The sequence below is a fragment of the Roseovarius salincola genome (assembly GCF_026891095.1).
GTDB lineage: Bacteria > Pseudomonadota > Alphaproteobacteria > Rhodobacterales > Rhodobacteraceae > Roseovarius > Roseovarius salincola.
The window spans coordinates 202,200-228,790 of the sequence record NZ_JAPTNL010000002.1 but is presented as its reverse complement, the minus strand read 5'-3'; the positions used below and the strand labels follow the sequence as shown (position 1 = coordinate 228,790).

Here is a 26,591-nt window from a genome sequence, read left to right as displayed (position 1 = left end):
CAATGGGTGCGACCCCTCCGCTGTCGCCGCTTGCCCCGGCATCCTTTCCCAAGCTGCCCAAGATCGGCGGCGTGCATTTTGCCACCGTTCAGGCCGGGGTGCGATACAGCGGTCGCGATGACGTGATGCTGGCCACGCTCAGCCCCGGCACAACCGTCGCCGGGTGCTTTACCCGCTCCTCGACGCGCTCCTCAGCCGTGTTGGATTGCGAGGCCAAGATCGGTGCCGTCAGCGATGCGGGCGCGGCCTTTCTGGTCAACTCAGGCAATGCCAACGCCTTTACGGGCCGTCATGGCGCGACCTCCGTCAAGGCCGTGACCGAAGCCGCCAGCAAGGCTCTGAAACTGCCGGAATCGCGTATTTTCACTTCCTCTACAGGGGTAATCGGTGAACCCCTCCCGCATGATCGGATCACCGCGAAACTAAAGGATCTTGCGGGCGCTCTCTCGATGGACGGAATCCAATCCGCCGCCCGCGCCATCATGACAACCGACACTTTTCCCAAAGGCGCCAGCGCGAACGTCACGGTCGATGGCCAACAGATTCATATCGCCGGAATCGCCAAAGGGTCCGGCATGATCGCACCCGACATGGCAACGATGCTGGTCTATATCTTCACCGACGCTGTGGTCGATCAGCCGGTACTGCAATCCATGGTCTCGGCCCTCAACAGCAGCACATTCAACTGCATCACGGTTGATGGCGACACTTCGACCTCCGATACTTTGCTGGTCGCCGCAACCGGTGCTTCCGGCATCCGTGTGAGTGAAGACAGCGTGGGCTTCATGGAAGGGCTGCGGCAGGTCATGCTGAACCTTGCGCATCAGGTCGTGCGCGACGGCGAAGGCGCCACGAAATTCGTAGAAATTTCGGTGACCGGTGCCTCCAGCGATGCAGATGCGCGCACTCATGCCATGGCGATCGCCAATTCGCCGCTGGTCAAGACCGCCATCGCCGGAGAAGACCCGAACTGGGGCCGGATCGTGATGGCCGTGGGCAAATCCGGCGCGCCGGCGGATCGCGATACCCTGTCCATCTGGTTCGGACACATCCCAGTTGCGCGCGATGGCTGGGTCGATCCCGACTACCGCGAAGAAGAGGGCGCCCTCTACATGAAGCAGCAAGAGCTGACGATCCATGTCGATCTGGGCCTTGGCGGCGGTACATCGGTGGTCTGGACCTGCGACCTGACCCATGGCTATATCGACATCAACGCCGACTACCGCTCATGAAAACCGTTCTGGTGTCTGCCGTCGCATTGATTGATGTGGATGGGCGCATCCTGCTGACACAGCGCCCAGAGGGCAAGGCCATGGCCGGGCTGTGGGAGTTTCCCGGCGGCAAGGTTGAACCGGGCGAAACGCCCGAAAGCGCATTGATCCGCGAGCTTGACGAAGAACTGGGCATCGACACCTGGGCCAGCTGTCTTGCACCACTGACCTTCGCCAGCCACGCTTATTCCGATTTTCATCTACTGATGCCGCTCTTTGCCTGTCGCAAATGGCAGGGCACACCGCAGGGCCGCGAGGGGCAGAGCCTCAAATGGGTGCGCCCGAACGCATTGCGCGATTACCCGATGCCACCCGCCGACATTCCGCTGATCCCGATCCTGCGCGACTGGCTATAGGCGGCGAACATGAAAAGGGGCCGCCGCGGCAGCCCCTTGAATCAGTCTCTGTTCCGGCGCGGATCAGTCGAGCTTGCGCTCGATCTCCTCACGCTCGAAAATCTCGATCACGTCGCCGGGGCGCACGTCTTCGTAGTTCTCGAACGCCATGCCGCATTCCTGACCGGACTGGACCTCGGACACTTCGTCCTTGAAGCGCTTGAGAGTCTTCAGCGTGCCTTCGTGGATCACCACATCGTCGCGCAGCAGGCGCACACCGGCCGAGCGGCGCGCGATGCCCTCGGTGACAAGACAGCCCGCCACCTTGCCGACGCCGGAGACCTTGAAGACTTCCTTGATCTCGGCATAACCGATGAAGTTCTCGCGCACTTCGGCACCGAGCAGACCCGAGGCGGCGGCCTTCACGTCATCCACAAGATCGTAGATCACGCTGTAATAGCGGATTTCCACGCCCTTCTGGTTGGCGCTGTTGCGCGCCGGTGCGTTGGCCCGGACATTGAAGCCCAGAACCGGCGCGCCGGATGCCTCGGCCAAGCCCACATCGGATTCGGTGATCGCACCAACGCCCGAATGCAGCACGCGCACGCGCACCTCCTCGTTGCCGATCTTCTCCATCGCCTGAACGATGGCCTCGGCGGAGCCCTGCACGTCGGCCTTGACGAGGATCGGCAATTCGCTGACGTTCTCGTCTTCCTTGGCCTTGGCCAGAAGTTGCTCCAGCGAGGTGCCCGCACCGGCGGCGGCGCGCTTCTCCTTGGCCGCCTGCTGGCGGTATTCGGCGATCTCGCGTGCCTGCGCCTCGGTTTCGACGACGTTCAGAACGTCCCCGGCCTCGGGCGTGCCGTTGAGACCCAGAACCTCGACCGGGACCGACGGACCGGCAGTTTTCACCCGCTCGCCGCGATCGTTGATCAGCGCGCGAACCTTGCCCCACTGTTCGCCGACGACAAAGATGTCACCCTGCTTCAGCGTGCCCTTCTGCACCAGAACGGTCGCCACCGGGCCACGTCCCACGTCAAGCTGCGCCTCGATCACCGCACCTTCGGCGGCACGGTTCGGGTTCGCCTGAATTTCCAGCATCTCGGATTGCAGCGCGATCGCTTCCAGCAGCTCATCAAGCCCCTGCCCGGTCTGCGCCGACACCTCGACATCCTGCACATCGCCCGACATCGCCTCGACGATCACCTCGTGCTGCAACAGATCGGTGCGCACCTTGTCGGGGTTCGCCTCCGGCTTGTCACACTTGTTGATCGCGACGATGATCGGCACCTGCGCGGCCTTGGCGTGATTGATCGCCTCGATGGTCTGGGGCATCACGGCGTCATCCGCCGCCACCACCAGCACCACGATGTCGGTCACCTGCGCACCGCGTGCGCGCATACTGGTGAACGCGGCATGGCCCGGCGTGTCGAGGAACGTCAAAAGCGTGCCGGAGCTGGTCGTGACCTGATAGGCGCCGATATGCTGCGTAATGCCGCCGGCCTCGCCAGACACCACCTTGGCGTCGCGGATCGCGTCCAGCAGCGATGTCTTGCCGTGGTCCACATGGCCCATGACGGTGATCACCGGGGGACGCGGCTTCAGAGCGTCGGGCGAGTCGTCGATCTGGGCAATCACGTCTTCCACGTCCGAGTCGCTGACCCGCACGACGCGATGGCCGAATTCCTCGATGATGAGTTCGGCGGTATCGGCGTCGATCGTCTGGTTCTGCGTGACCATCATGCCGTTGTTCATCAGCGCCTTGACCACATCGCCCACGCGCTCGGCCATGCGGTTCGCCAGTTCCGATACCACGATAGTTTCGGGCAACTGCACGTCACGCACAACCTTTTCGCGCTCCTGGGCGCCGCCCATGGCCTTCTGGCGGGCGCGCTCCTGCTTGCGCTTCATCGCGGCGAGCGATTTCTGACGGCCACCTTCACCACCGGCCAGCGCCTGATTGAGCGTCAGCTTGCCGGCGCGGCGACCGCCGTCGTCACGGCCCTTGCCGCGTCCGCGGCTCTGGTCGCGGTCCTTCTCGACCTTGTCCTGCTTGCGCGGCGGCTGCTTGGCCGGGGCGCGTGCGGCATCATCTGCCGGCGGCGCGGCGGGCGCGGCGGGCGCGGCTGCGGGCGTGGCTGCCTTCTCGGCATCCTGACGCTTGCGCTCTTCTTCCTCGGCCTTGGCGCGGGCGCGCTCCTCGGCCTCGCGCTGCTCGCGCTCCTTGGCCTCGGCCTCCTCGCGGCGGCGCTGCCGCTCTTCCTCGCGCTGTTTTTCCTCGGCGTCGCGGCGCGCGGCCTCTTCGGCCTCACGTCCCTTGGCCGCCTGCAACGCCTTCATCCGGCGCTCCAGTTCGGCATCCGAAATCCCTGCGGGACGCTTGGCCGAATCGCCAGAAAACGCCTGCGAGCGCGCCGATTCCGAGCCACTTGCAGCCGCGCCACCCGTCTTGGGCTTGACGACCCGCTTGCGCTTGGTTTCCACGACGACGTTCTTGGTCCGCCCATGGCTGAAGCTCTGCTTCACGTTCCCCGAACGAGGACCGCCACGCACACCCAAAGTCTTTTTCTCGTCGTTGTCGCTCATCTGGTTCTACTTCCTTTCCGGCGGGTCTGTTCGCCGTTCGAGACGCGCAGGCCCTTCAACCTTGCCGCCTCATCTACAACACGTTGGGCCAAACCGCCAGCACCCAGTGCTGCATGGATCGCGGTTTGTCGCCCGAAGGCCCGCCCGAGTTCCGAGGCCGTCAGCCAGCCGATGAATGACCCTCGATGAGGCGTGCTTAATTTCGTTTTGCCCCGTTCCGATCCATCACTTGCCTGAATCAGAACGGTGGCTTGTTCCTTTGAAAGCCAATCCTTGACCTTCTCATAACCAGCAACCGCATTGCCGCCCTTGCGGGCCAGACTGATGAGGTTGACCACACGCTGCTCCAGCTGATGCTCGATCAGCGCCGGAAGATCGTCGGGCACTGTCACCGGCTGGCGGGCGGCTCGGGCAAAAAGCCCCTTCTTCACCGCCGCCTCAAGCGCGGCACGATCCGCGGATACCCAAATGCCCCGCCCCGGCAGCTTGCCCGCGATATCCGGTGCAATCTGCCCTTCGGGACCCACCACGAACCGGATCAGCCCGCTGACAGGTTGCGCTTCGCCCGTGGCGATGCACTTGCGTTCGGGACCGTCACTTCGATCCTTGGGTTGCCCTGCGCGACCCATTCGATGCTCCCGAGGCCTGACGGATCAGGCCTCGGCCTCCTGTTCTTCGCCTTGGCCAGCGGTATCTCCCGCCTCGCCCTCGACTTCGGCCTCCAGATCGGCAAGATCAACCCAGCCCAGCATCACGCGGGCTGTCATCACCATGTTCTGCGCCTCCTCCAGGGAGACATCGAATGGTTCCAGAACACCGTCATCCTTGACGCGTTCGCCATCCACGGTGGTCCATCCGCCTGCCAGCTCCCAATCGGCGCAGGTGGCGAAATCGTCGAGCGTTTTCACGCCATCCTCGGCCAGCGCAACAATCATCTGGGGTGTCAGACCCTCGAAATCAATAAGGCTGTCTTCGGCACCCAGCGCGCGGGCCTTTTCCAGGGCCTCGCGGGATTGCGCTTCGAGCACGTCGCGCGCGCGCGCCTGAAGCTCCTTGGCAGTATCGTCATCGACACCGTCGATCACCAGCAATTCATCAAGCTCGACATAGGCGACCTCGTCGAGGTTGGTGAACCCTTCCGAAACCAGAAGCTGGGCGAAGAACTCGTCCAGGTCCAGCGTTTCCATGAACAGGCTGGTGCGCTCCTCGAATTCCTTCTGGCGGCGCTCGGAATCCTCAGCTTCGGTCATGATGTCGATGTCCAGACCCGTCAGCTGGCTGGCCAGACGCACGTTCTGACCACGACGGCCAATGGCCAGCGAAAGCTGATCCTCGGGCACAACCACTTCGATCCGCTCAGCCTCTTCGTCCAGAACGACCTTGCTCACCTCTGCCGGTTGCAGGGCGTTCACAAGGAATGTCGGCTGGTCTTCATTCCAGGGGATGATGTCGATCTTTTCGCCCTGAAGCTCGTTCACCACCGCCTGCACGCGGCTGCCGCGCATGCCGACGCAGGCGCCCACGGGATCAATCGAATTGTCATACGAGATGACAGCGATCTTGGCCCGGCTGCCGGGGTCGCGGGCGACGGCCTTGATATCAATAATCCCGTCGTAAATCTCGGGGACTTCCATCTTGAACAGCTCGGCCATGAAATCCGGCGCGGTACGGCTCAGGAATATCTGCGGCCCGCGCGCCTCGCGGCGGACATCCTTGATATAGGCGCGGATACGGTCACCATTGCGATAGCTCTCGCGGCCGATCTTTTCGTTGCGCCGCAGGATCGCTTCGCCCCGGCCCACATCGACGATGACATTGCCGTATTCCTCACGCTTGACGACACCGTTGATGATGGTGCCAGCGCGATCCTTGAATTCCTCGAACTGGCGATCACGCTCGGCTTCGCGAACTTTCTGCAGGATCACCTGCTTGGCGGATTGCGCGGCGATGCGGCCCAGATCGACGGGCGGGATTTCCTCGACATGCTGGTCGCCGACCTTGGGATCCTCGAGATACTGCTTGGCCTGCTCGACGGTCAGTTCGGCCTGGTAGTTCTCAAGCTCATCATCCTCGACCACGGTGCGCACACGCGTGAAGGTCGCCTTGCCTGTCTTGCGGTCGATGCTGACGCGAATGTCCATCTCGGCGCCGTAGCGGCTCTTGGCTGCACGCGCGAGGCTTTCTTCCATCGCCTCGACCACCAGCGATGGTTCAATCATCTTCTCGCGGGCGACGGCCTCGGCGGTTTGCAGCAGCTCAAGCTGGTTTGCAGAGGTAATTGCCATTTTCAGTCCTCCTCAGACCGTTCGGTCTCGATCTCATCAAACGCGTCTTCATTCAGTTCGCCGGCGGCCTTGCGGGCCTTCAGCATTTCCTTAATCAGCTCATCGGTCAGCACCAGCTTGGCGTCGCTCAGCCAGTCGAATTTCAGCCCTACGGTGCCTTCGTCGATATTGATCAGCACCTCGTCATCCTCGACCCCCGCCAGAACACCTTTGAACCGCTTGCGCCCGCCAATCAGCTCGGACGTCTCCAGCTTGGCCTCGTAACCCTCGAACTCTTCGAAATGCTTGAGCCGGGTAAGGGGCCGGTCGATACCGGGGCTCGATACCTCCAGCGTGTAGGCATCCATGATCGGGTCCTCGACATCCAGCACCGCGCTTACGGCGTTCGATATCTCGGCACAGTCATCAACCTCGATGGCGCCACCGGGTTTCTCGGCCATGATCTGAAGGGTATGGGTCTTGCCCCCCATCAAACGCACGCGCACCAAAGCATACCCCATATCCTCAATGACGGGGGTAATGATCTCGGCCAGGCGCCGGTCGATTGCTGTTTTGGCTATCAGGTCGTTGCTCATCGGTCTTTCAGGCACAAAAAAACGGGCTCGCGGCCCGTCATACTTGTCCGGTGGAGCCTGCCGGTTTGGACCCGGAGGCGCCGCTGTTGAAAGGTCATATACGCCCCATGCGCCGAGTCTGCAAGAGCGCGCGGCAATGAATCGCCATTCGTCCCATCTATTTTAACGCATTGGCCCGCACCACGCCGCGCGCCGACAGGATACCGACGTCATACCGACACGAAGCCGACATGCATTTTCAACCCCACTCAGGCCGTTAAACTTCCTGCGCCAGGCGGGTCATTACCTTGATGAGCTCTGCGCTGATACCCGGCTCGGACAGCGCATGACCAGCCACCGGGATCATCCTCAAACTGGCCTTTGTCCAAGCACTCGCCAGCGCATAAGCCGCCTGAGGCGGGCAGATCATGTCATACCGCCCCTGTACGATCGTTCCTGGAATATGAGAAATTTGTCCAACCTGATCAATGATTTGTCCGTCGTATTCCAGAAAGCCGGCATTGATGAAATAATGGTTCTCCAGCCGCGCGAAGGCGCGCGCATAGTCCGGCGGGCTGTCACCACCCGTACCGCTGGACTGCACCGTCGCCAGCGCGTTTTCCCATGCCGACCAGGCCCTCGCGTGGCGGACCTCCTCGGCCTGATCGCCGGAAAACAGCCGCCGATGATAGGCCGCGATCATATCGCCCCGCTCCTCAAGCGGTATAAGCTCTTGAAATTTATGCCAGGTCTCCGGCCAAAACCGCCCAGCGCCACCGCCATAGAACCAGTCCAGCTCGGCCTGCGTCATGGTGAAAACGCCCCGCAGCACGAGATGCCGGACACGATCGGGATGCGCCTGCGCATAGATCAACGCCAGTGTAGCCCCCCAACTGCCGCCGAAAACGATCCAGTCCTCGATCCTCAACGTCTCACGGATCCGCTCGATATCTGCCACCAGATGCCATGTCGTATTGGCCTCGACGCTGGCATGCGGTCGCGAGCGCCCACACCCGCGCTGGTCGAACAGCACGACCCGATAGACGTTCGGGTCGAAATACCGCCGCATCGCCGGGCTGCTGCCGCCCCCCGGCCCGCCATGCAGCACCACAACCGGCAGGCCGTCCCGCTTGCCGGACTGTTCGACATAGATCTCATGCCCATCGCCAACATCCAACATTCTCCGGTCAAACGGATCGATCGGTGGATGCAAATACTGGACTGCGCTCTTTTGGCCTGAGAATTTATCCATGAGAGTCCTATATTGAGGGCGCAGAAACAGATGAGCATATGGAGAGCAGAATGCAAGCCGCTCAAACCACGATCGATCCCGCCGAAGTCGCCAAGTTCGAAGCGATGGCCGCCGAATGGTGGGATCCGAACGGCAAATTCAAGCCTTTGCACATGCTCAATCCCTGTCGGCTCGACTATATCACCTCACAGATCGCCGCCGAATTCGACCGGGACCTTCAAACCGATGCCCCCTTTGCAGGGCTGCGTATTCTGGACATCGGATGCGGTGGCGGGCTGTTGTCCGAACCCATGGCGCGACTTGGTGCCGATGTCGTGGGCGCCGATGCCGCGGCCCGCAACATCCCGGTGGCACAGGTGCACGCCCAGCAATCAGGGCTCGATATCGAATATCGCCACAGTTCCGCCGAGGCTCTGGCCCAAGCGGGCGAACGATTCGACGTGGTCCTGAATATGGAGGTGGTCGAGCATGTTTCCGACCCGCTCGCGTATGTCAGCGCCTGTCAGGCTCTTCTGAATCCGGGCGGACTTCATATTTGTTCGACCATCAATCGCAATGCGAAAAGCTTTGCGATGGCGATCGTGGGAGCCGAGTATGTCATGCGGTGGTTGCCCAAGGGCACGCATGAGTGGAGCAAGTTTATTACCCCAGAAGAGCTTTTCCGCCTGCTCGAACAAGCCGGGCTGAACCCAGTGGATCGCAAAGGTTTCGTCTTCAACCCTTTCACTTGGAGTTGGTCACTGTCTGCAAGCGATTTGAGCGTGAACTACGTCACCGCATCCGTGAAGCCCGCCTGAACGAACGTCAACCGGTCTCAAGCTTGGCGCGCAGCTCCCGCAGGACAGGTAGCGTCGCGCGCACCTTTTCGTCGCCCAGTTCGCCCACGAGTTCCGAAATCATAGGCGCGATGGCTGCGATCGCCGCGTTGCGCGCCTGTCTTCCGGCCGGGCTGATCGCCACCATCTTGCGGCGGGCGTCGTCCCAATCGGGTCGAATATGCACATAACCCGCCCATTCCAGCTTGCTCAGCGTATTGGTCATCGCACCGCGCGTGACGTGAAAGCTCTTGGCCAGCTGTGCGGGGCTGCGCTCGTCTCCGGCGCGCGCAAGGTGATTGAGAACAGAGAAATGGCTGATTTCCATCCCCTTGGGCAGAACCCGGCTCAGCCTGTTCCGAATCAACTGGTCGTTCGTCAGAATCTCACTGAACAGGGCCACGGCAAGGGAATTGTTGTTGCTGTCATTCATTCAAGGGCCGTCGAATTCGGATGTCGCGTGTAGCGACGGGATGCGCTGACGTGCTTGTGCCACCTGCGTGAGGTCGAGATCAACGTATACGACACCCGGCTCCACACCACCATCGGCCAGAATGTCCCCCCAGGGCCCGACCGCCATGGAATGCCCGTAGGTCTTGCGCTGCTTGCCGCGCGTCGAAGCATGCTGTCCGGTCTGCGCAGGCGCCAGCACGTAGGCGCCGGTTTCGATGGCCCGCGCGCGCAGGAGCGGCTCCCAGTGGGCCACTCCGGTCACAGGGGAAAATGCGGAGGGTATCGTAAGGATCTCCGCACCGGCCTGGGCAAGGCCACGATAGAGATTCGGAAACCGGATATCGTAGCAGATCGTCATGCCGATCCGCCCGAGCGGCGTCTCGACGAGAGTGCTGTTGCGCCCAGGCCGATAGCCAGCTGATTCGTGGTAGCTCTCGGTTTCCGACACCTCGACATCGAACATGTGGATCTTGTCGTATCGCGCTGTGATCCCGCCATCAGGCGCAATCAGGAACGAGCGGTTCGCAAAGCGCCCATCGCTGTCGTCGGTCTTGAGCGCAAGAGACCCGATCAGCAGCCAGACCCCCAGCTCGCGCGCCTGCGCCCGCAAGCCGGCCAGCGTGATGTCCTCATCCTCGGCCTGAAGCACCTCTTGCTGCCGCGTCCGGTTGGTCGAGACACAATTGGTCACCTCGGGCGTCAGCACAAGATCCGCCCCCCCGGCTTTCGCCTCGGCAATCAGCGTCTGCGTCTCCGGCAGGTTCTCTGCGGGGTCATCGCTACTGTTCAGCTGAAGAAGGGCGGTCCGCATCCCTCTTATGCCGCGAGCAGCGCATCAAGCTTGCCCGCACGCTCCAGCGCATATAGCTCGTCGCACCCACCCACGTGGATGCTGCCGATAAAGATCTGCGGCACCGTTCTCTTGCCGCCTGCCCGCTGGATCATCTCGGGCTTGCTTGCCGCATTCGCAAGCACGTTCACTTCGCTATAGCTGACGCCCTTTTGGTTCAGCAGGCGCTTGGCGGCATGGCAGAATCCGCAAAGTGGAGAGGTGTAGATTTCAACTGGTTGCATGGTTCGTTTCCCGTAAAGCTGTTTGGCATGAACTTATGCATCCTTGGCCACGCGCGCCAGTACCAGCACATGCACATCCCTTGCGCCAGCGGCGAAACATGCTTCGGTCGCCGCTGACAGCGTCGCGCCCGAGGTCATCACGTCGTCCACCAATAGGATCACCCGTCCATCGAGATGGTGTCGACGACCGGAATGCGCCTTGATGGCCCCACACAATGTTTCATGGCGCCCGTCCCGGCCCAGCCCGTCCAGAACGCGGGTGCGGCGCCTGCGCACCAGCAAATCGGGACAATAAAGCAAATTGAGGTGTTCTGCCACGGCCTTCGCCAGCAAGGCGGACTGATTGAATCGTCGACGCAAGAATCGCGTCCAGTGAAGCGGAATCGGTGCAATCGTCATGTCTTCGCTCAGAAGTGGCCTTGCGGCGCCCGCCATCCAATGCGCGGCGGGCCGAACGATATCGTGCCGGTCCCCATGCTTGAGCGCAAGAACCAGCTTGCGCCCGTTGTCACGGTAAAGCACCGCAGCGCGCCCCTTGCTCCAGGGGCGGGCGATGGCCAGGCAATCATCACAGAACTCGGCCTGCCCCGAACCCTCGCCCGGTAGCGGGACGCCGCAGGTTTCGCAGCACAACCCCGTAATCAGCGGTGTATCCCGCCAACATGGCCCGCAAAGGCCAAAATCACTTTCGACGGGCTCACCGCATATGGTGCATCTTGGCGGGTAGAGAAGCCGCAACATGGTTTGAAAAGCCTGGCCGCGCATCCTATTCTTTCCTGCATGATGAACCAGATCACCGACCGAGCCGCGCTTGTGCGCAACCGCCACCGGGCGATGCGGGCGCCGGCGTTTTTTCTTCACGAAGCCGCTGCCGCCGAGATCGAGGATCGCCTCTCTCTGGTTAACAGGTCGTTTACGAATACCGCAGTCGTCACCGGTTTTTCCTCCTTCTGGGAAAATCACTTGCCTCAGGCCAGCTTTCATGCGGATGAAGAAACGCTGGCGCTTTCGGAAGGTAGTGTCGATTTGTTGGTGCATGCTATGTGCCTGCACTGGGCAAATGATCCCGTAGGTCAACTGATTCAGTCGCGCCGCGCGCTGCGCCCCGATGGTCTGTTCCTGGGAATCTTCTTCGGAGGCACGACCCTGCACCAATTGCGCAGCGCGCTCGCACAGGCGGAATCCGATGTAACCGGCGGTCTTTCGCCGCGCGTGGCTCCGATGGGTGAAATCCGTGATCTGGGCGGCTTGATGCAAAGGGCTGGGTTCACGCTGCCAGTCGCAGATAACGTGCAGCTGACGGCGACATATCCCTCGGTGCTTGCGCTCATGCGCGATCTGCGCGCCATGGGAGAGGTCAGCGCGCTTGCGAGTCGCCCCAGGAAACCCATGCGCCGCGACGTGATGCGCCGCGCTTGCGATATCTACACCAACAGCTTTGGCGGCTCAGACGGACGGATCCCGGCGACCTTCGATCTAATGGTGCTGACCGGCTGGGCGCCTGATGAAAGCCAGCCAAAACCCCTGCGTCCCGGCTCAGCCTCGGCGCGACTTGCCGACGCACTTGGAACGAAAGAAACAGCGCTCAAGGATTGACGATACTATTAAGCGGCTATCTTGATGCGAAATCCGCCACAACGAGGTACTGGAAATGCTTGACGCAGGCACCGACGCGGCACGCCCGGAGAACGCTCCGGCCGATCATCCCGCCATCGCAAAACCCAAGACAGGGGTTCTTCTCGCCAATCTTGGCACGCCGGATCACTATGGCTACTGGCCGATGCGCCGCTACCTGAACGAATTTCTGTCGGATCGCCGTGTGATCGACTACAGCCCGTGGAAATGGCAGCCCCTTCTGCAATTGATCATCCTGACCAAGCGCCCCTTTACCAGCGGCGAAGCCTACAAATCCATCTGGAACGAGGAAAAGAACGAAAGTCCTCTGATGACCATCACCCGCGACCAGACCGCGAGAATGGCCGAGGCGCTGCATCAACGCTATGGCGATCAGGTGATGGTGGATTTCTGCATGCGCTACGGAAACCCGTCCACGAAATCCAAGGTCCGCGAAATGGTCAAGGCGGGCTGCACCCGGATTCTCTTCTTCCCACTCTATCCACACTATGCCGGAGCCACTTCAGCCACGGCTAACGACCAGTTCTTTCGCGCCCTGATGGACGAAACATGGCAACCCATCGCACGCGTCGCAGAGCCCTACTTCGACAAGCCGGAATATATCGAGGCCCTGGCGAAATCGGTTGAGGATGCCTATTCGAATATCAGCGACCGACCGGATATTCTTGTGGTTTCATATCACGGGATGCCCAAGCGTTACCTGTTACAGGGGGATCCCTATCATTGCCAATGTCAGAAAACGACGCGCCTGCTGAAGGAGCGGCTTGGCTGGGACAATACCCAGATCACGACGACCTTCCAGTCGGTTTTCGGCCCGGAAGAGTGGCTGAAGCCATACACGGTTGAGCACGTCGCCGAACTGGCCAAGCAAGGCAAGAAGAAGATCGCGGTCATCGCGCCGGCCTTCTCTGCGGATTGCATCGAAACGCTGGAAGAGATCAACGAAGAGATCCGGGAAAGTTTCGAAGAGGCGGGCGGTGAGCAATTCACCTATATTCCCTGCCTCAACGACAATGAAGCGCATATCAAGGCGCTTGCCTCGGTGGTGGAAACCAACCTCAAGGGCTGGCTTGACTGAAATTCCGCCCGATCTGACGGGTCGACAAACAAAAAGGCAGTGGATCAACCACTGCCTTTTCGCGTTTCTTAGCCGTGTCTGATGAAATCAGGCGTCAGCTGCAACTGCGGCCGCGATGATCGCCAGGATCGTCAGCGGAATCCACACACCAGCTGCGGACGAGCTTGCAGTGGTTTCTTCAACAACAACCGGAGCCTCCATGACGGGCTCTTGCATGTTGCCGGCAAAAGCGGTCGAAGCAGCGGCGGTCAATGCAGCGGCGAGAACGAGTTTCTTCATTTTATCCTCCTGATATTGGCTTGCTGCCGTTTATTATGGCACCAAGCACCCAAGTCTAACCTCGTGAAATTCTCTATGCAGCAATCTAGTTAATTTGCAAACGCAACATTGCCCTTAATAGAAAAAGAGGGGACTCATTTCGTCAAATTAGCAACACTTGCGTGCCAATCTTCGCCAACTTGAAAAGTTCGGAAATATGCTCGTTATAAAGGCCGATGCAGCCATTGGAAGAGCGACGCCCGATCTTGCGCGTATCGTGTGTTCCGTGAATTCGATAATAGGTCCAGCCTAGGTACAGCGCGTGCGTGCCAAGCGGATTATCAGGACCCGGACCCACATATTCCGGCCATTCCGGATTGCGCTTGAGCATTGCCGGGGTGGGCCGCCAGCTTGGTCCCTCGACCTTGCGCACGACACTGGTGCGACCACGGCGAGTCAGATCCTCTGACAGGGGAACGCTCGACGGGTAGAGCTTGTAGGTTTGCCCACCTTCCGACCAGTAATGCAAGGCGCGCGAGGATATGTCGACCAGGATCGCGCCGTTATTCAGGTTCGAGAAATAGGGCTGCCAATCAAGCGACCGGAAACTCGAAATATTGCGGCGAACCGCATGTTTTACGCTTTCCTCAATCTCGACAGTGTCGTCACCATCAAGGCTCTGCGCGAAGGCGGGCACCCCTGCTACTGCTGCGCTTCCAGCAAGAAACATGCGGCGGTTTAGCGACTTTGCGAACTTGGAAGCCATGTCTAAACTCCGGCTTGGATTCTATATTAGACTCGAGAATATATTGCGCGCGGGCCGCAGTCGCAATTCAATCCGGCGCGATTTCGCAAATCATGTGGGATGTGGGTTTGAAACACGGCGCGACCCGCGCTAGAGCTTGAGAACCGAAATCAGGCAGGATGACGATCATGGTGCGCGTTTTTATATTGCTCCTCTCCGCACTTCTGGCGCTTTCGGCCTGTGCCGCGCCACCCCCCGAGCCACAGCTCGGCCCGGATGGCAAACCACTCCCCAAGGTCTATCGCATCCGCGACAACCAGACCGCACAGATTCAATATCGCATGCTAGATTCAGTTAATTCTCTGCGGCAGGCCGCAGATCGGCAGCCCGTGGAGCTCAACTCGAAACTCAACGCGGCAGCGGCGACACATTCGCGCGATATGTCGATCCAGAACCGGCCCTGGCATTTCGGATCGGACGGGTCGTCCCCGATCGACCGGGTGCGCCGCGTCGGATACGAGGACGAACTGATCGGCGAGAATATCTCGGAAACCTACGAAACCGAGGTGGAAACCCTTGCGGCGTGGATGGAGGAACCGACAACGCGGGACGTCATTCTTGCGCCTGACGCCAGGCAGATGGGATTCTCATGGCTTCAGGAAGACAGCGGAAAGATCTGGTGGACCCTGGTCATGGGCCAGTAATCCGCCCTCATCAGGGGTAGATCGAGATCAGCGTTCCGTCGCGAACCATCGCGTAGATATCCTCCATTTCGGCATCCGTGACCGAAATACAACCCTCAGTCCAGTCAGGGCGTCTTGTCAGCGAATTCCGCGGCCCGCCGTGAATGAAGATGTCTCCACCCGGGCTCATGCCCACCGCAGCGGCCCGCGATACATCTATCTCGTTCGGATATGAGATTCCAAGCGACAGGTGGTAGCTGCTGTCGGGATTGCGCCGGTCGATAAGATAGTCGCCCTCGGGCGTTCGCCCGTCGCCCTCGACTTCCTTGTGGCCATCGGGCGCAAAGCCGAGATCCACATCATAAGCCTTCAGCACCTGTTCGTGATGCAACAGATACATTCTGCGGTCGCTCTTGTTGACAACGATCCTTGTCACCTCGGGGCCGTGATAGGTCTTGAACTTGGACGCGCCGCAACTGGCCAGTGCCGCCAACAGAAGCCCGCCAGCAATCAAACGGATGACGTTCATTTTCTTGTTTCGCCTGTCTTGCCTGCTCGCGGGCAATTTTAACGCATCTTGGTTTTTTTCAAAGCACCGTTTTGGTGTCCGGCTCAATGGCGCCGGAATGCCGCAACCAGTTCGATATGCGCGGACCATCGAAACTGATCGACAACGCGGATCGTATCAAGCTGAAACCCTTCTTCTACGAGCGTTTTGGCATCCCTCGCAAAGCTGGCGGGGCTACACGAGACATAGGCGATCGCCGGCACCGACGCGGCGCACAGCTCGGCGACTTGCGCCTGCGCACCCGCGCGGGGCGGGTCGATCACGACGGCATCGAAGGGGGCAAGTTCGTCTGGCATCAGTGGTCTGCGGAAAAGATCACGTGCTTCATGTGTGACCGCCTTCAGCCCTTCGTTCTTGCGCCACCCCATATCAAGTGCCGCGACCATCGCCTTGTCGCCCTCGACCGCGTGCACAGCGGCGCGGCGCGCCAAGGGCAGTGCGAATGTTCCACAGCCGGCAAAAAGATCCGCAACCTTCTTCGCCGCGCCGACGATCTCGGCCACATCCTCTCGCAAGATGTCTTCGCCCTCCTGCGTGGCCTGAAGAAATGCACCGGGCGCCGGCACCACCGCCAGCCCGTCGAAATGCTGCTCCGGGGGCAGACGAGTCGCGATCACCTCATCCTCCCAGGACAAGCGCACCAAGTCGTGCTGCCCGGCAAGCGCCGCCAGCTCGAGGCGCAGCTGCCCGTCAAGCGCTTTGCCCCCGGTGACCGACACGTCAAGCCCATTACGCGAAAGCGTCACCGCCACCGCCAGGCTATGCTTGCGGCTTGCGCCGACGCAGGCCAGCATCTCGACCAGCGGCAAGGCCCGCATCAGATCAGGATGCAGCAACTGGCAATCCGGGATCTCGACGATCACATCCGAACCGCGCGCATGAAACCCCACCATCGCGCCCTTTTTGGTACGCCGCGCCGCAAGGGTGGCACGGCGACGCGAGCGTGGCGGAGACGTGGCAATCGGCAGGAACTCGGTCGCCGCAAGGCCATTGGCATCCAGAGCGGCGCGCACCACGTCCTGTTTCCATCCGGCCAGAAAATCATCCGACGCATGTTGTAACTGGCAGCCACCGCAGGACTTGAAATGCCGACAAGGCGGGGCGACACGGTCAGACGAGGGCTCGACGATACGGATATCGCACAAGCGGCCATCGTCGCCGCCAGCCTCGATAACTTCACCGGGCAGGGTCCGCGGCGCATAGACCGGCCCGCTGCCAATGCCGTCGCCGTGATGACCCAGCCGATTGATCTGAATTCGTTTCATCCCGACGCCTCACCTTGCAAGCAGTTCATCACGGGTCAGCCGAAACCCCGAGTCGATCCAGAGTCGCTCCAGCTCTGCCAGTCGCGCCCCAAGCGCAGGGCCGCTATATTCGGGCATCAGGTCATGCGGTGTGACAGGCAGTGTCGCCTGTGCCGACTCGGCGACAACGTCGCAAAGCGCAGGATCGAGCGGAACCTCCAGCAGCGCGGACCGCAAAAGCAGAACATCAACGCCCATCTCGGCACCGTGGCGGTAACCCAGCTCCTCTGCGGTCATGACTTTGGATGCCTCCTGCCTCAGCAGGCTCAGCCGCTTGGATTGCGCCTTACCCAGGCGCAGGCGGCCAGACACGCCATCACCGCCAAGCGCCGCCAGACGGCGCATCGGCTCAGGCGCGATTCCGGCCTGTTGCTCAAGGTAGACAAGTGGCGCCAGCGCTTTGTCATCCGATCCGGGCAAAACGATTGCCAGCACACCACACGCTCGCATCGCCGCCACTGAAGGCGCCGGGTCCGCGGCATTCAGCAGTTTCACGATCTCGGCGCCGACCCGTTCGCGCGAGAGCCCCGACAACCCGTCGAGATGCGCAGCCACAGCCGCCAGCCCATCGGCGTCCAGTCCCGCCTGCGGATCACCATACCACGCATGAAAACGAAAAAACCGGAGAATCCTGAGATAATCCTCGTGAATGCGCTGCGCGGGATCGTCGATGAACCGGACATAACGCGCCTTCAGATCCTTCAACCCGTCCAAAGGATCGATCACTGTGCCGTCCGGGCGCGCGTAGAGCGCATTCATGGTAAAATCTCGCCGCCGTGCGTCCTCGGCCACATCGCCGGAATAGGCAACCACCGCATGCCGCCCATAGGTTTCGACATCCCGGCGAAAGGTGGTCACTTCATGCGGGATATGATCCGAAACCACGGTGACCGTGCCATGCTCCAGCCCGGTGGGAACGGGCTTCATTCCAGCCCCTTCAGCGAGGGCCATGATCGTTTCCGGGTGGGCGTCCGTGGCGATGTCGATGTCATGGACCGGCGCGCCCAAGATCGCGTTGCGCACGCAGCCGCCAACGAACAAAGCCTGATGCCCCCCCTGTTCGATCGCCCGGCACACGGCCTGCGTGGCGGGTCGTTCAATCCAGTCGCCGGTCAGCTTCATTGTGCCTCCGCAGCATCGGCCATCACCCGCAAGATTCGCGCGGTTGCCCCCCAGATGTAATAGGGTCCGAAGGGAACCGTATAGTACTTTCGCCAGTTCCCCCGCCAGCGCCGCGCCTGAATACTGAATTGCGCGCAATCCAGAAGATGCATCAACGGCACCTCGAAGATCTCTTCGACCTCGCCAGGCTCGGGCCGGGGCTCAAACGGCGCCTTGACGCGGGCAACCACGGGCGTGACCATGAACCCCGTTACGGTTTCATGCGAAGGCATCTGGCCGAGAACCTCGACATTCGCGGGAGCCAGTCCGATTTCCTCATGGGCTTCACGCAGCGCCGCCGTGACGATATCCGCGTCGGCCTCATCCTGCTTGCCGCCGGGAAAGGCAATCTGGCCCGGGTGATGCTTGAGCGCAGACGACCGCTTGGTCAGGTAGATGCGCGCCGAAGCACCATCGCACAGGATTGGCACCAGAACACCCGCAGGACGCAGCTTGCGCCCAGGCGGCAGCACCGTTTCGGGATTGAGGTCATAATCCGATGATGCCTTGCGGGCACGCTCGAGCGCGTCGTGAACCAGCCTTAGCGGATCATGCATTGTCACCTGGTGCCTCTTCGGCCTCGAACCCCAGCGTCTCGGGGTTCAGCCGGTAATGCGCCCCACAGAACTGGCAGTCAGCGGTCACGATCCCGTCTTCAGTGGTCATTCTGGCGATATCCTTGGCGGAATAGATCGAAAGGCTGTTGCGGACCCGCTCTTCGGAACAGGTGCATCCAAAGCGCAGTGCCTGAAGGTCAAAAACACGGGGCATCTCTTCGTGAAAGAGCCGCACCAGAAGATCCGTGGGCGCAACCGAAGGGCCGATCAGCTCAAGATCGTCCACCGTGTCGAGCAGCATGTTGACGCGATCCCAGTTCTCTTCGTCATCCTCGTCCACAATGTACGTCATACCGTCCTCGTCGCCCTGATTATGCGGCGATATCTGTGGCATGTGCTGAAGCATGACCCCGCCTGCGCGCCAGTGTTCGGCGCTGTCAGCCTCGGTCGATTTCCCGAATGACAGCTCGAACCGGGTCGGCAGCTGCTCGGACTGTTCGAAATAAGACTCGGCGCAGGCGCTCAGCCCGTCACCGGCAAGCGCGGTGATTCCCTGATAGGGTTCGGTGCCCTTGCCCTGATCGATCAGCACAGCGAAATACCCCTCGCCGACTTGCGAATAAGGCGCGGTTTCGGTGATGCGATCACGGTCAAAGCTGGCATAGGCACGTATCCTTGCAGGATCGCCGTCGACCTCGGGCGCGAAATAATCGGTCGCGATCATGCGCACCGGGCCTTTCGACTGAACCTGAAGGGACAGCTTCCAACGCAGCTTGATCGTCTGGCCGATCAGCGCGGTCAAAAGCGCCATCTCCGCGACCAGCGCCTCGACCGGAGCAGGGTAGTCATGCTGCTTCAGGATTCCGTCCAGAACCCCGTCAAGCCGCGCGACGCGTCCGCGGATATCCGCATTGTCCAACTGGAACGGCAGGATCGTGTCGTCCCACGCGATTTTCTGTCCAAGTGTCATGGAATTTCCTTGTGTGCCGAAGGTGGCATATCGCGTCTATATAGGCAGGGCAACTCGTCGTCCAAGGGGACGGCACGGACGCGTGAGGGGGATTGCCGACCTCAGTGACCAGCCAGCGGCGGCTTGAATTCCAGCAGGACCGCCGAGACATCGTCTTTGAAATCCTCCACGCCCGCGTACTCGGTCAGCGTCCAGATCAGCGCCTCCAGAAACGCGGGGCCATGCGTATGTCGCATGTCGCGCATGATGGTTTCGAGCCCGTCATCGCCAAGCAGGCGCCCCTGCGTATCGGCACATTCCACGATTCCATCCGAATGGATCAGCAGCCGCTCGCCCGGCGCCATGTGGAATTTCACCTGATCATACTCGGCATCCCGCAACAGCCCGACAGGAAGACCGCCACGTCCCACCATGCAAATTTTGCCGTTGCGACGTTGCACGGCAGGGTGCGGATGCCCGGCCTGGGCAAGGATCACTTCGCCACGGGCAAGATCCACATCTGCAAGAACCATCGTGAAGTAATGCTCGGTATCCATTTCATCCAGAATCAGCCGGTTCAGAGCAGCAATGGTGTCAGCGGGCGGGCGCATGCCATAGGCGCCCTCGGCAGTTCGAAACAGCGAGACATTCTGATCCGGCGCGTTGGCCGAGAGGTACCCGGCAAGCCGTGCTGTCATCAGGGCAGAGCTGATCCCATGCCCGGACACATCGATTCCATATAGGCCGATCCTGGATTGCCCGACCGGGAACATCCCCACGAGATCCCCGCCAACATGTCCGCTGGAGCGCAGAAGAAGCGACGCCTCGGCTACGCCCAGGTCGCGATACCTGTCACTGACAAGGGATTGCTGCAGCTTGCGCGCCTCGATCAGGTCGCTGTCGAGTGAATCATAGAGCTTTTGCAATTCTCCGAGGGTCGAAGCGATCAATCGGTTCTTGTCGATCAGCTCTCGCTCCATCCTCAGGATACGGTCACCCGCTTTGATCCGGGCGCGTAGTTCGGCGGCATTGACCGGCTTTGTCAGGAAGTCATCGGCGCCCGCATCCAGACCGCGCGCGATCTCTTCCTTTTCGCTTTTCGATGTCAGAAGGATGAAATAGCCATAATCCTCACGCGGGAGAGCACGAAATTCGCGGCAGAATTCCAACCCGGTCATGCCCGGCATCATCCAATCGCTCAGCACAAGGTCAGGTGGTTCCGTGCGGCACGATTCAAGCGCGTTGGCGGCGGAATCCGCCTCGGTCACGCTGAAGCCCCAGCGCCTGAGCGACGCGCTGACGATCTTGCGCTGAACGCGGCTGTCATCCACGACAAGGATCCGCCGGATGGCTTGTGCGCTGTTTTCAATATCTTCGATCGTTTCGACGGACTCGCCCAACTGCGCCACCTTTTACCTTGCGGATTCTAGGTATCGCACCGCCATTTAACGCGGAGTGAATGCTAAAATTGTGCCCGTCCTGCCGCCGATCTTTGCCCGTCGTTAACCGTTTAGCCTGCATTCTGGGCTGGCCCGCAGAACGGATAGTTTAATGATCGACTGGAACAGAATCAGCGAATTACAGTCCGATATCGGTGCCGATGAATTCGACGAGATCGTCGGCCTCTTCCTGGAAGAGGTGGAAACCGAAATCGCCAGCCTGCGGCACGGATCGGGCCACGACAAACTCGAGGCACAGTTGCATTTTCTCAAGGGGAGCGCACTGAACCTGGGCTTCTCGGATTTCGCGGGACTGTGCCAGTCGGGCGAAAGCGCCGCGGCGCAGGGGCGGTCCGATCATGTCGACCTGCGAGAGATCATCAGAAGCTATGAGCAGTCCCGCGCGGCCTTTGTTGCCGGATGCCAAGAAGCGAACAGCACGACCTAGATAAGGAACTCTGCAAGAACCTGATCGTCGGTGATATCGCGATAATCAAAGCCCGCGGCCTCCAGCTTGCGCTGGATATGCGCGAAGTTCTCCGGCCGGGTTGTTTCGATCCCGATCAGGACGGAGCCGAAATTCCGGGCCGATTTCTTAAGGTATTCGAAGCGCGCGATATCGTCCTCCGGCCCCAGGATCGTCAAGAAATCCTTCAGCGCTCCGGGCCGCTGCGGCATCCGCAGGATGAAGTATTTCTTGACCCCCGAATAGCGCTGTGCGCGCTCTTTCACTTCGGGCAAACGCTCGAAATCGAAATTGCCGCCCGACGTCACGCAAACGACGGTCTCGCCGCGGATCACATCCGCGAGGTCCTTGAGCACATCGACGGCCAGCGCGCCCGCGGGCTCAAGAACAATCCCCTCGACATTGAGCATCTCAAGCATGGTCGTGCAAAGCCGGTCTTCGCTGACACTCAGAACATCCTGCGGGTCGATTCCCGAGAGGCGGGCAAAGGTCTTCTCGCCGATCTGCGCCACCGCAGCGCCATCGGCGAAACTGTCTACATGGCCAAGCCGCGTTGGCTGCCCGGCGCGAAGGGCGGCCCCAAGACAGGCGCCGCCCCATGGCTCTACCAGAGTCAGCGCGGCGCGGTCACCGATATAGCTGCGCACACCGGCGGAAAGCCCGCCGCCGCCAACCGGCATAATGATGCGATCCGGCATTGAATCCAGCTGGGATTCGATCTCGACCCCGACCGACGCCTGACCCTCGATGACATCCTCATCATCGAAGGGCGACAGAAAATGCCCCTTGATTTCAGCACAGTAGGCTTGAGCCGCTGCCAATGTATCGTCGAAGTAATCGCCGGTCAGGCGGATCGACACGGCATCTCCGCCGAATTTCTCGGTCTTGCCGACCTTTTGCTGGGGCGTCGTGACCGGCATGAAAATGACGCCCTTCACCCCGAAATGCCTGCACATGAAGGCGACTCCCTGCGCATGGTTTCCCGCACTTGCGCACACGAATTGCGAAATATCCGAATCCTTGGCCAGGCATTTGCGCATCGCGTTGAAGGCGCCGCGCAGCTTGTAGGAACGCACCGGCGAGAGGTCTTCGCGCTTGAGCAGGATGTTTGCATGGTAACGCTCGGACAGGTGGTCATTGCGCTGAAGGGGCGTGGGTTCGAACACGTCGCGCATCGCGGTTTCGGCGGCTTGGGCAAGGGTGCGGAAATCTGTCATGATCCTTGCTTGGCGTAATGTTTGCGCGCTGGCAAGGGTGGGGCGCAAAGCATACGAGGGAATACCGGCGCGCGGGGCGGCGTCTTGCCCCTGCGGGCAAAACCGGCTAAGCGCCGAGCGCGTATTTGACGGAAGGAAAAGCGATGTCCGCGCCCAAGAAAGTCGTGCTGGCCTATTCCGGGGGGCTTGATACCTCGATCATCCTGAAATGGCTGCAATCCGAATATGGTTGCGAGGTGGTGACCTTTACCGCCGATCTGGGTCAGGGAGAAGAACTGGACCCGGCGCGCCAGAAGGCGGAACTTCTTGGAATCAAACCGGAAAACATCTTCATCGAGGATGTCCGGGAAGAGTTCGTGCGAGATTTCGTCTTTCCGATGTTTCGCGCGAATGCGGTCTATGAGGGGCAATACCTGCTGGGCACGTCGATCGCCAGGCCCTTGATTTCAAAGCGTCTTGTGGAGATTGCCGAGGAAACCGGCGCGGATGCGGTGGCGCATGGGGCAACGGGCAAGGGCAATGATCAGGTGCGTTTCGAACTGGCGGCCTATGCGCTTAATCCTGACATCAAGGTGATCGCCCCCTGGCGCGAATGGGACCTGACAAGCCGCAGCAAACTGATTGATTTTGCTGAAAAAAACCAAATCCCCATCGCCAAAGACAAGCGCGGCGAGGCGCCGTTCTCGGTGGATGCGAACCTGTTGCACACATCGAGTGAAGGCAAGGTGCTGGAGGACCCGGCGGTGGACGCGCCGGACTATGTTTATCAGCGCACAGTGCACCCCGAGGATGCGCCGGATACGCCGGAATTCATCGAGATCGGGTTCGAAAAAGGCGACGCCGTCAGTATAAACGGCGAGGCGATGAGCCCTGCTAACATATTGACAAAGCTAAATGAATTGGGTGGCAAGCACGGGATCGGGCGGCTTGACCTGGTCGAGGGGCGCTTTGTGGGCATGAAGTCGCGCGGGATCTATGAGACGCCGGGCGGCACGGTGTTGCTGGAGGCGCATCGGGGGATCGAGCAGATCACGCTGGACCGGGGCGCCGCGCACCTGAAAGACGAGCTGATGCCGCGTTATGCGGAGCTGATCTATAACGGGTTCTGGTACAGCCCTGAACGCGACATGTTGCAGGCCGCCATCGACAAATCACAACATCATGTGACAGGGACCGTGCGCCTGAAGCTCTACAAGGGATTGGCGCGGACGGTCGGGCGCTGGTCGGAACACAGCCTTTATTCCGAGGCGCATGTGACCTTCGAGGATGATGCGGGCGCCTATGACCAGAAGGACGCGGCGGGGTTCATCCAGTTGAACGCGCTGCGGCTGAAACTGCTGGCCGCGCGGGAGCGCCGCCTGAAAGGCTGAACCCTGTACAAAACGTCCGTTTTGTACGGCGCTTTTGTACCAACCCCGGCCAATGCGCCGGGCGTTTGGTACAAAACGCGAAAAACGGCTCAGATGGCGACGGCGCGAAGGGCCTCATAGGCGGGCATCGCATCGCGCGCCAGGGTGGCCGCCGGACCCTCCAGATCGGGAAGCGGACCTTCGGCCGGGGCAAAGCCGGTCGAGCGGTGAACCGCGCCATACCAATGCGCGGCCCAGACCCCGTCCGAAGCGTGGCCACCGGCGGGCCATGAGAGCATCGCCTCATCCCACTGCAACCCGATCGCATCGCAAAGGCGGCGCAGCATGGTTTCCGGGTCGCGCCTGATATCCGATGAATCGATCACCACCGGGGCAGCGCCCGCCGAGGTAAGCGTTTGGTAAAGCTCTTGCTGTTGTATGAACCCGATCTCGGCAAGGGCCGGGTTTTCATATTTGGCCGAGAAACTGGCAGCGACACGCGCGGGGTGACGAATGAGAAACACGTTGACCACATCGGACATCCAGTCACGCGGGATGCCGGGGATCATGTGCTGGGTCATGTGCTTTTGATAGAAATGCGCCTTGCCGCCAGGCACCGGCCCCAGAAGCCGCGCCGCGACCACGTCTGGATCGGTGGGCTGGGATGCGATGATCTGGTCGCGCATCGGGTGGGGCAGGCCGGTTTTTGCCAGATAGGCGGCATAAAAGGGTTCATCCGTCACGGCGAAATCGGATCGCGCCCCGAACGCATACATCATCGCGGTCGAAAGATTGCGCGGGCCGGACCACATGGCGATCCGCATCAGGCCGTTTCCCGCTGGATCAGAGCCTTATACAGGTCTTGCAGGCGTTTCGTCACCGGCCCCGGCGCGGCATCGCCGACCGGGCGTCCGTCGATCTGGCCGACAGGGGTCTGCGCGCCGAATGTGCCTGTCAGAAACGCCTCATCGGCGCCATAGGTATCGACCAACGAGAAATTGCGCTCGTAAACCGGGATGTCATTTGCGCGGCACAGGTCGATCACCTTTTGCCGGGTGATACCGTTCATGCAGTAGTCGCCGGTGCTGGTCCAGACCTCGCCCTTGCGCACGATGAAGAAGTTGCAGGCGTTGGTCGTGTTCACGAAACCATGCACATCCAGCATCAGCCCCTCGTCGGCACCGGCCTTTTCGGCGGCGATGCAGGCCAGGATGCAATTGAGCTTGGAATGGGAGTTGAGCTTGGGATCCTGGGTCATCGGCAGGCCGCGGATATGAGGCACGGTCGCCAGATGGATCGGCCGCGCAATGCTTGGCCTGGAATGTTCCATGATGATGGCGATGGTCGGTCCCTGCTGGCTGAGCGCAGGATGCTGGAAAGGCCGGGTCTTGGGGCCACGCGTCACCATCAGGCGGGCATGGGCATCGGTCTGCATGTTATTGGCCTTTTGTGTCTCTGACACAGCCTGAAACATCTGTTCGCGGGTCATGCCGATGTCGAGATCAATAGCTTTCGCGGCCTCGAACAGCCGGTCGAGATGTTCGTCGATGAAGGCCCAGGTTCCGTTATAGAGGCGAAGCCCCTCCCATATGCCGTCGCCCAGCATGAAGCCGCTGTCATAGACGCTGACAACGGCCTCGTGGCGCGGGACGATCCGGCCATTCAGCCAGATGCCAATCTTTTCGTTGCGGGCGTCCTGTTCGGCCTGATGGGTGGTCTGGTGTTCTGGCATGTGGCCCTCGGGTTCACGGGTTTCGATCTGACGCTACGGGGGGCGCGCACGGCTTCCAAGGGCAAAATGGCGATCACCAAGCCGTGAGGACACGGGGGCGTGAATTGGCGCGCGCGCTGACTTGGGTCAGATTGGGCGCAAATGGAGGGTACCATCATGGGAAACCGTACAAGAACCATCAAGGCCGGGGTCCTGGCGATGCTGATCGTGATCGGCCTTGGAATCGAGCGTGGCGAAGCGCGCGCCGCGCAAACCGAGGTGGTGACCGTGGCCGGGGGCTGCTTCTGGTGTGTCGAGGCGGATTTCGAGAAGGTCGAAGGCGTGATCGAGGCCGTGTCGGGCTATACCGGCGGCCATGTGAAGAATCCCACCTACAAGGAGGTCACGCGCGGCGGCACCGGGCATTACGAGGCGGTCGAGATCGCCTATGATCCGGCGAAAGTATCGGCGCGCCAGCTATACGACCTGTTCTTCCGCTCGGTCGATCCGCTGGATGCGGGCGGGCAGTTCTGTGACCGTGGAGAAAGCTATCGAACGGCGATTTTCGTCTCTGACACGGCGCAAAAGGAGGCCGCGGAAGCAGCCAAGGCCCAGGCCGAGACGGTGCTTGGCAAGAAGGTCGTGACCCCGATCCTGAAGGCCGGGACGTTTTATGAGGCCGAGGATTATCACCAGGATTATTACAAGGGCGAAAAGCTGATCCTGACGCGGTTCGGGCCGAAAACCCAGGCGACGGCCTATGAACGCTATCGCGATGCCTGCCAGCGGGACGAACGGGTGCGCAACCTGTGGGGACAGGACGCGCCTTTCGTGAACTGATCCGGG

29 protein-coding genes are annotated in these 26,591 nt (G+C 60.9%); 9 read left to right on the top strand and 20 right to left on the bottom strand.

Annotated elements, in window-relative coordinates; genetic code table 11:
• The first annotated feature begins 2 nt into the window (after positions 1 to 2).
• Together argJ and mutT are read left to right on the top strand one after the other, a co-directional pair.
• Positions 3 to 1,232 (top strand): bifunctional glutamate N-acetyltransferase/amino-acid acetyltransferase ArgJ, encoded by a 1,230-nt coding sequence (gene argJ, locus N5A93_RS03695; protein ID WP_268953712.1) that lies wholly within the window; start codon positions 3 to 5, stop codon positions 1,230 to 1,232.
• On the top strand, positions 1,229 to 1,627 hold the full coding sequence (gene mutT / locus N5A93_RS03690) for an 8-oxo-dGTP diphosphatase MutT (protein ID WP_268953711.1): 399 nt from the start codon (positions 1,229 to 1,231) through the stop codon (positions 1,625 to 1,627). Before argJ ends, mutT begins: the two co-directional genes overlap by 4 nt.
• Before the next feature lie 63 nt (positions 1,628 to 1,690).
• Here the strand turns inward: mutT and infB are convergent, their stop codons facing one another.
• From infB to pip, 5 genes are all read right to left on the bottom strand, one after another.
• Positions 1,691 to 4,192: a translation initiation factor IF-2 gene (gene infB, locus N5A93_RS03685; RefSeq protein WP_268953710.1), complete on the bottom strand. Its 2,502-nt coding sequence runs from the start codon at positions 4,190 to 4,192 to the stop codon at positions 1,691 to 1,693.
• Positions 4,189 to 4,821, bottom strand: a complete 633-nt coding sequence (locus tag N5A93_RS03680) for an RNA-binding protein (RefSeq protein WP_268953709.1) — start codon at positions 4,819 to 4,821, stop codon at positions 4,189 to 4,191. The genes infB and N5A93_RS03680 overlap by 4 nt, the downstream gene beginning before the upstream one ends.
• 24 nt (positions 4,822 to 4,845) lie before the next feature.
• The gene (gene nusA / locus N5A93_RS03675) at positions 4,846 to 6,477 is read right to left on the bottom strand and encodes a transcription termination factor NusA (RefSeq protein ID WP_268953708.1); all 1,632 of its coding nucleotides are present in this window, start codon (positions 6,475 to 6,477) and stop codon (positions 4,846 to 4,848) included.
• Between the two features lie 2 nt (positions 6,478 to 6,479).
• A complete protein-coding gene (gene rimP / locus N5A93_RS03670; RefSeq protein ID WP_268953707.1) occupies positions 6,480 to 7,052 on the bottom strand; it encodes a ribosome maturation factor RimP in 573 nt (190 codons plus the stop codon).
• Between the two features lie 256 nt (positions 7,053 to 7,308).
• Positions 7,309 to 8,283 carry a prolyl aminopeptidase gene (pip, locus tag N5A93_RS03665; RefSeq protein ID WP_268953706.1) on the bottom strand — a complete coding sequence of 325 codons (975 nt, stop codon included), beginning with the start codon at positions 8,281 to 8,283 and terminating at the stop codon, positions 7,309 to 7,311.
• Between the two features lie 50 nt (positions 8,284 to 8,333).
• On the opposite strand from pip, the gene ubiG reads away from it, so the two are divergent.
• Positions 8,334 to 9,080 (top strand): bifunctional 2-polyprenyl-6-hydroxyphenol methylase/3-demethylubiquinol 3-O-methyltransferase UbiG, encoded by a 747-nt coding sequence (ubiG, locus tag N5A93_RS03660; protein WP_268953705.1) that lies wholly within the window; start codon positions 8,334 to 8,336, stop codon positions 9,078 to 9,080.
• A gap of 7 nt (positions 9,081 to 9,087) precedes the next feature.
• On the opposite strand, the gene N5A93_RS03655 is transcribed toward ubiG, so the two are convergent.
• The 4 genes from N5A93_RS03655 to N5A93_RS03640 are packed head-to-tail and all read right to left on the bottom strand — an operon-like array spanning position 9,088 to position 11,390.
• Positions 9,088 to 9,531 (bottom strand): MarR family winged helix-turn-helix transcriptional regulator, encoded by a 444-nt coding sequence (locus N5A93_RS03655; RefSeq protein ID WP_268953704.1) that lies wholly within the window; start codon positions 9,529 to 9,531, stop codon positions 9,088 to 9,090.
• The gene (locus N5A93_RS03650; RefSeq protein ID WP_268953703.1) at positions 9,532 to 10,362 is read right to left on the bottom strand and encodes a carbon-nitrogen hydrolase family protein; all 831 of its coding nucleotides are present in this window, start codon (positions 10,360 to 10,362) and stop codon (positions 9,532 to 9,534) included.
• Positions 10,363 to 10,367: 5 nt separating this feature from the next.
• Entirely contained in the window at positions 10,368 to 10,625 is a 258-nt protein-coding gene (grxC, locus tag N5A93_RS03645; protein WP_268953702.1) for a glutaredoxin 3, read from the bottom strand.
• Between the two features lie 33 nt (positions 10,626 to 10,658).
• Positions 10,659 to 11,390 (bottom strand): ComF family protein, encoded by a 732-nt coding sequence (locus tag N5A93_RS03640; protein ID WP_268953701.1) that lies wholly within the window; start codon positions 11,388 to 11,390, stop codon positions 10,659 to 10,661.
• A gap of 18 nt (positions 11,391 to 11,408) precedes the next feature.
• On the opposite strand from N5A93_RS03640, the gene N5A93_RS03635 reads away from it, so the two are divergent.
• Both N5A93_RS03635 and hemH read left to right on the top strand, forming a co-directional pair.
• Positions 11,409 to 12,221 carry a class I SAM-dependent methyltransferase gene (locus N5A93_RS03635; RefSeq protein WP_268953964.1) on the top strand — a complete coding sequence of 271 codons (813 nt, stop codon included), beginning with the start codon at positions 11,409 to 11,411 and terminating at the stop codon, positions 12,219 to 12,221.
• A gap of 55 nt (positions 12,222 to 12,276) precedes the next feature.
• Complete coding sequence (gene hemH / locus N5A93_RS03630; RefSeq protein WP_268953700.1) at positions 12,277 to 13,338, top strand: ferrochelatase; 1,062 nt, start codon at positions 12,277 to 12,279, stop codon at positions 13,336 to 13,338.
• Between the two features lie 87 nt (positions 13,339 to 13,425).
• Here hemH and N5A93_RS03625 read toward each other — a convergent pair whose 3' ends face one another.
• The gene (locus N5A93_RS03625) at positions 13,426 to 13,617 is read right to left on the bottom strand and encodes a hypothetical protein (RefSeq protein ID WP_268953699.1); all 192 of its coding nucleotides are present in this window, start codon (positions 13,615 to 13,617) and stop codon (positions 13,426 to 13,428) included.
• Positions 13,618 to 13,759: 142 nt separating this feature from the next.
• Entirely contained in the window at positions 13,760 to 14,362 is a 603-nt protein-coding gene (locus N5A93_RS03620) for a L,D-transpeptidase (RefSeq protein ID WP_268953698.1), read from the bottom strand.
• 167 nt (positions 14,363 to 14,529) lie between these two features.
• On the opposite strand from N5A93_RS03620, the gene dalA reads away from it, so the two are divergent.
• On the top strand, positions 14,530 to 15,045 hold the full coding sequence (gene dalA, locus N5A93_RS03615) for a divisome-associated lipoprotein DalA (RefSeq protein ID WP_268953697.1): 516 nt from the start codon (positions 14,530 to 14,532) through the stop codon (positions 15,043 to 15,045).
• Positions 15,046 to 15,055: 10 nt separating this feature from the next.
• Here the strand turns inward: dalA and N5A93_RS03610 are convergent, their stop codons facing one another.
• The 6 genes from N5A93_RS03610 to N5A93_RS03585 form a co-directional block, all read right to left on the bottom strand.
• Positions 15,056 to 15,553 (bottom strand): L,D-transpeptidase family protein, encoded by a 498-nt coding sequence (locus N5A93_RS03610; RefSeq protein WP_268953696.1) that lies wholly within the window; start codon positions 15,551 to 15,553, stop codon positions 15,056 to 15,058.
• 83 nt (positions 15,554 to 15,636) lie between these two features.
• Entirely contained in the window at positions 15,637 to 16,857 is a 1,221-nt protein-coding gene (locus N5A93_RS03605) for a class I SAM-dependent RNA methyltransferase (RefSeq protein WP_268953695.1), read from the bottom strand.
• A gap of 9 nt (positions 16,858 to 16,866) precedes the next feature.
• Entirely contained in the window at positions 16,867 to 18,018 is a 1,152-nt protein-coding gene (locus N5A93_RS03600) for a CCA tRNA nucleotidyltransferase (RefSeq protein ID WP_268953694.1), read from the bottom strand.
• Complete coding sequence (locus N5A93_RS03595) at positions 18,015 to 18,614, bottom strand: CoA pyrophosphatase (RefSeq protein WP_268953963.1); 600 nt, start codon at positions 18,612 to 18,614, stop codon at positions 18,015 to 18,017. Before N5A93_RS03595 ends, N5A93_RS03600 begins: the two co-directional genes overlap by 4 nt.
• Complete coding sequence (hslO, locus tag N5A93_RS03590) at positions 18,607 to 19,584, bottom strand: Hsp33 family molecular chaperone HslO (protein ID WP_268953693.1); 978 nt, start codon at positions 19,582 to 19,584, stop codon at positions 18,607 to 18,609. Before hslO ends, N5A93_RS03595 begins: the two co-directional genes overlap by 8 nt.
• Before the next feature lie 101 nt (positions 19,585 to 19,685).
• Entirely contained in the window at positions 19,686 to 20,963 is a 1,278-nt protein-coding gene (locus tag N5A93_RS03585) for a PP2C family protein-serine/threonine phosphatase (RefSeq protein ID WP_268953692.1), read from the bottom strand.
• Between the two features lie 151 nt (positions 20,964 to 21,114).
• On the opposite strand from N5A93_RS03585, the gene N5A93_RS03580 reads away from it, so the two are divergent.
• A complete protein-coding gene (locus N5A93_RS03580; protein WP_268953691.1) occupies positions 21,115 to 21,450 on the top strand; it encodes an Hpt domain-containing protein in 336 nt (111 codons plus the stop codon).
• Here N5A93_RS03580 and ilvA read toward each other — a convergent pair.
• On the bottom strand, positions 21,447 to 22,685 hold the full coding sequence (gene ilvA, locus N5A93_RS03575) for a threonine ammonia-lyase IlvA (protein WP_268953690.1): 1,239 nt from the start codon (positions 22,683 to 22,685) through the stop codon (positions 21,447 to 21,449). The two genes, N5A93_RS03580 and ilvA, sit on opposite strands and share 4 nt — an antisense overlap.
• A 143-nt stretch (positions 22,686 to 22,828) precedes the next feature.
• Between ilvA and N5A93_RS03570 the strand changes: the two genes are divergently transcribed.
• Positions 22,829 to 24,055: an argininosuccinate synthase gene (locus N5A93_RS03570; protein WP_268953689.1), complete on the top strand. Its 1,227-nt coding sequence runs from the start codon at positions 22,829 to 22,831 to the stop codon at positions 24,053 to 24,055.
• 89 nt (positions 24,056 to 24,144) lie between these two features.
• Here the strand turns inward: N5A93_RS03570 and N5A93_RS03565 are convergent, their stop codons facing one another.
• A complete protein-coding gene (locus N5A93_RS03565) occupies positions 24,145 to 24,858 on the bottom strand; it encodes a sulfotransferase-like domain-containing protein (RefSeq protein WP_268953688.1) in 714 nt (237 codons plus the stop codon).
• Positions 24,858 to 25,766: a D-amino acid aminotransferase gene (locus N5A93_RS03560; protein ID WP_268953687.1), complete on the bottom strand. Its 909-nt coding sequence runs from the start codon at positions 25,764 to 25,766 to the stop codon at positions 24,858 to 24,860. The genes N5A93_RS03565 and N5A93_RS03560 overlap by 1 nt, the downstream gene beginning before the upstream one ends.
• Positions 25,767 to 25,922: 156 nt before the next feature.
• On the opposite strand from N5A93_RS03560, the gene msrA reads away from it, so the two are divergent.
• Positions 25,923 to 26,585, top strand: a complete 663-nt coding sequence (msrA, locus tag N5A93_RS03555) for a peptide-methionine (S)-S-oxide reductase MsrA (protein ID WP_268953686.1) — start codon at positions 25,923 to 25,925, stop codon at positions 26,583 to 26,585.
• Positions 26,586 to 26,591 lie beyond the last annotated feature (6 nt).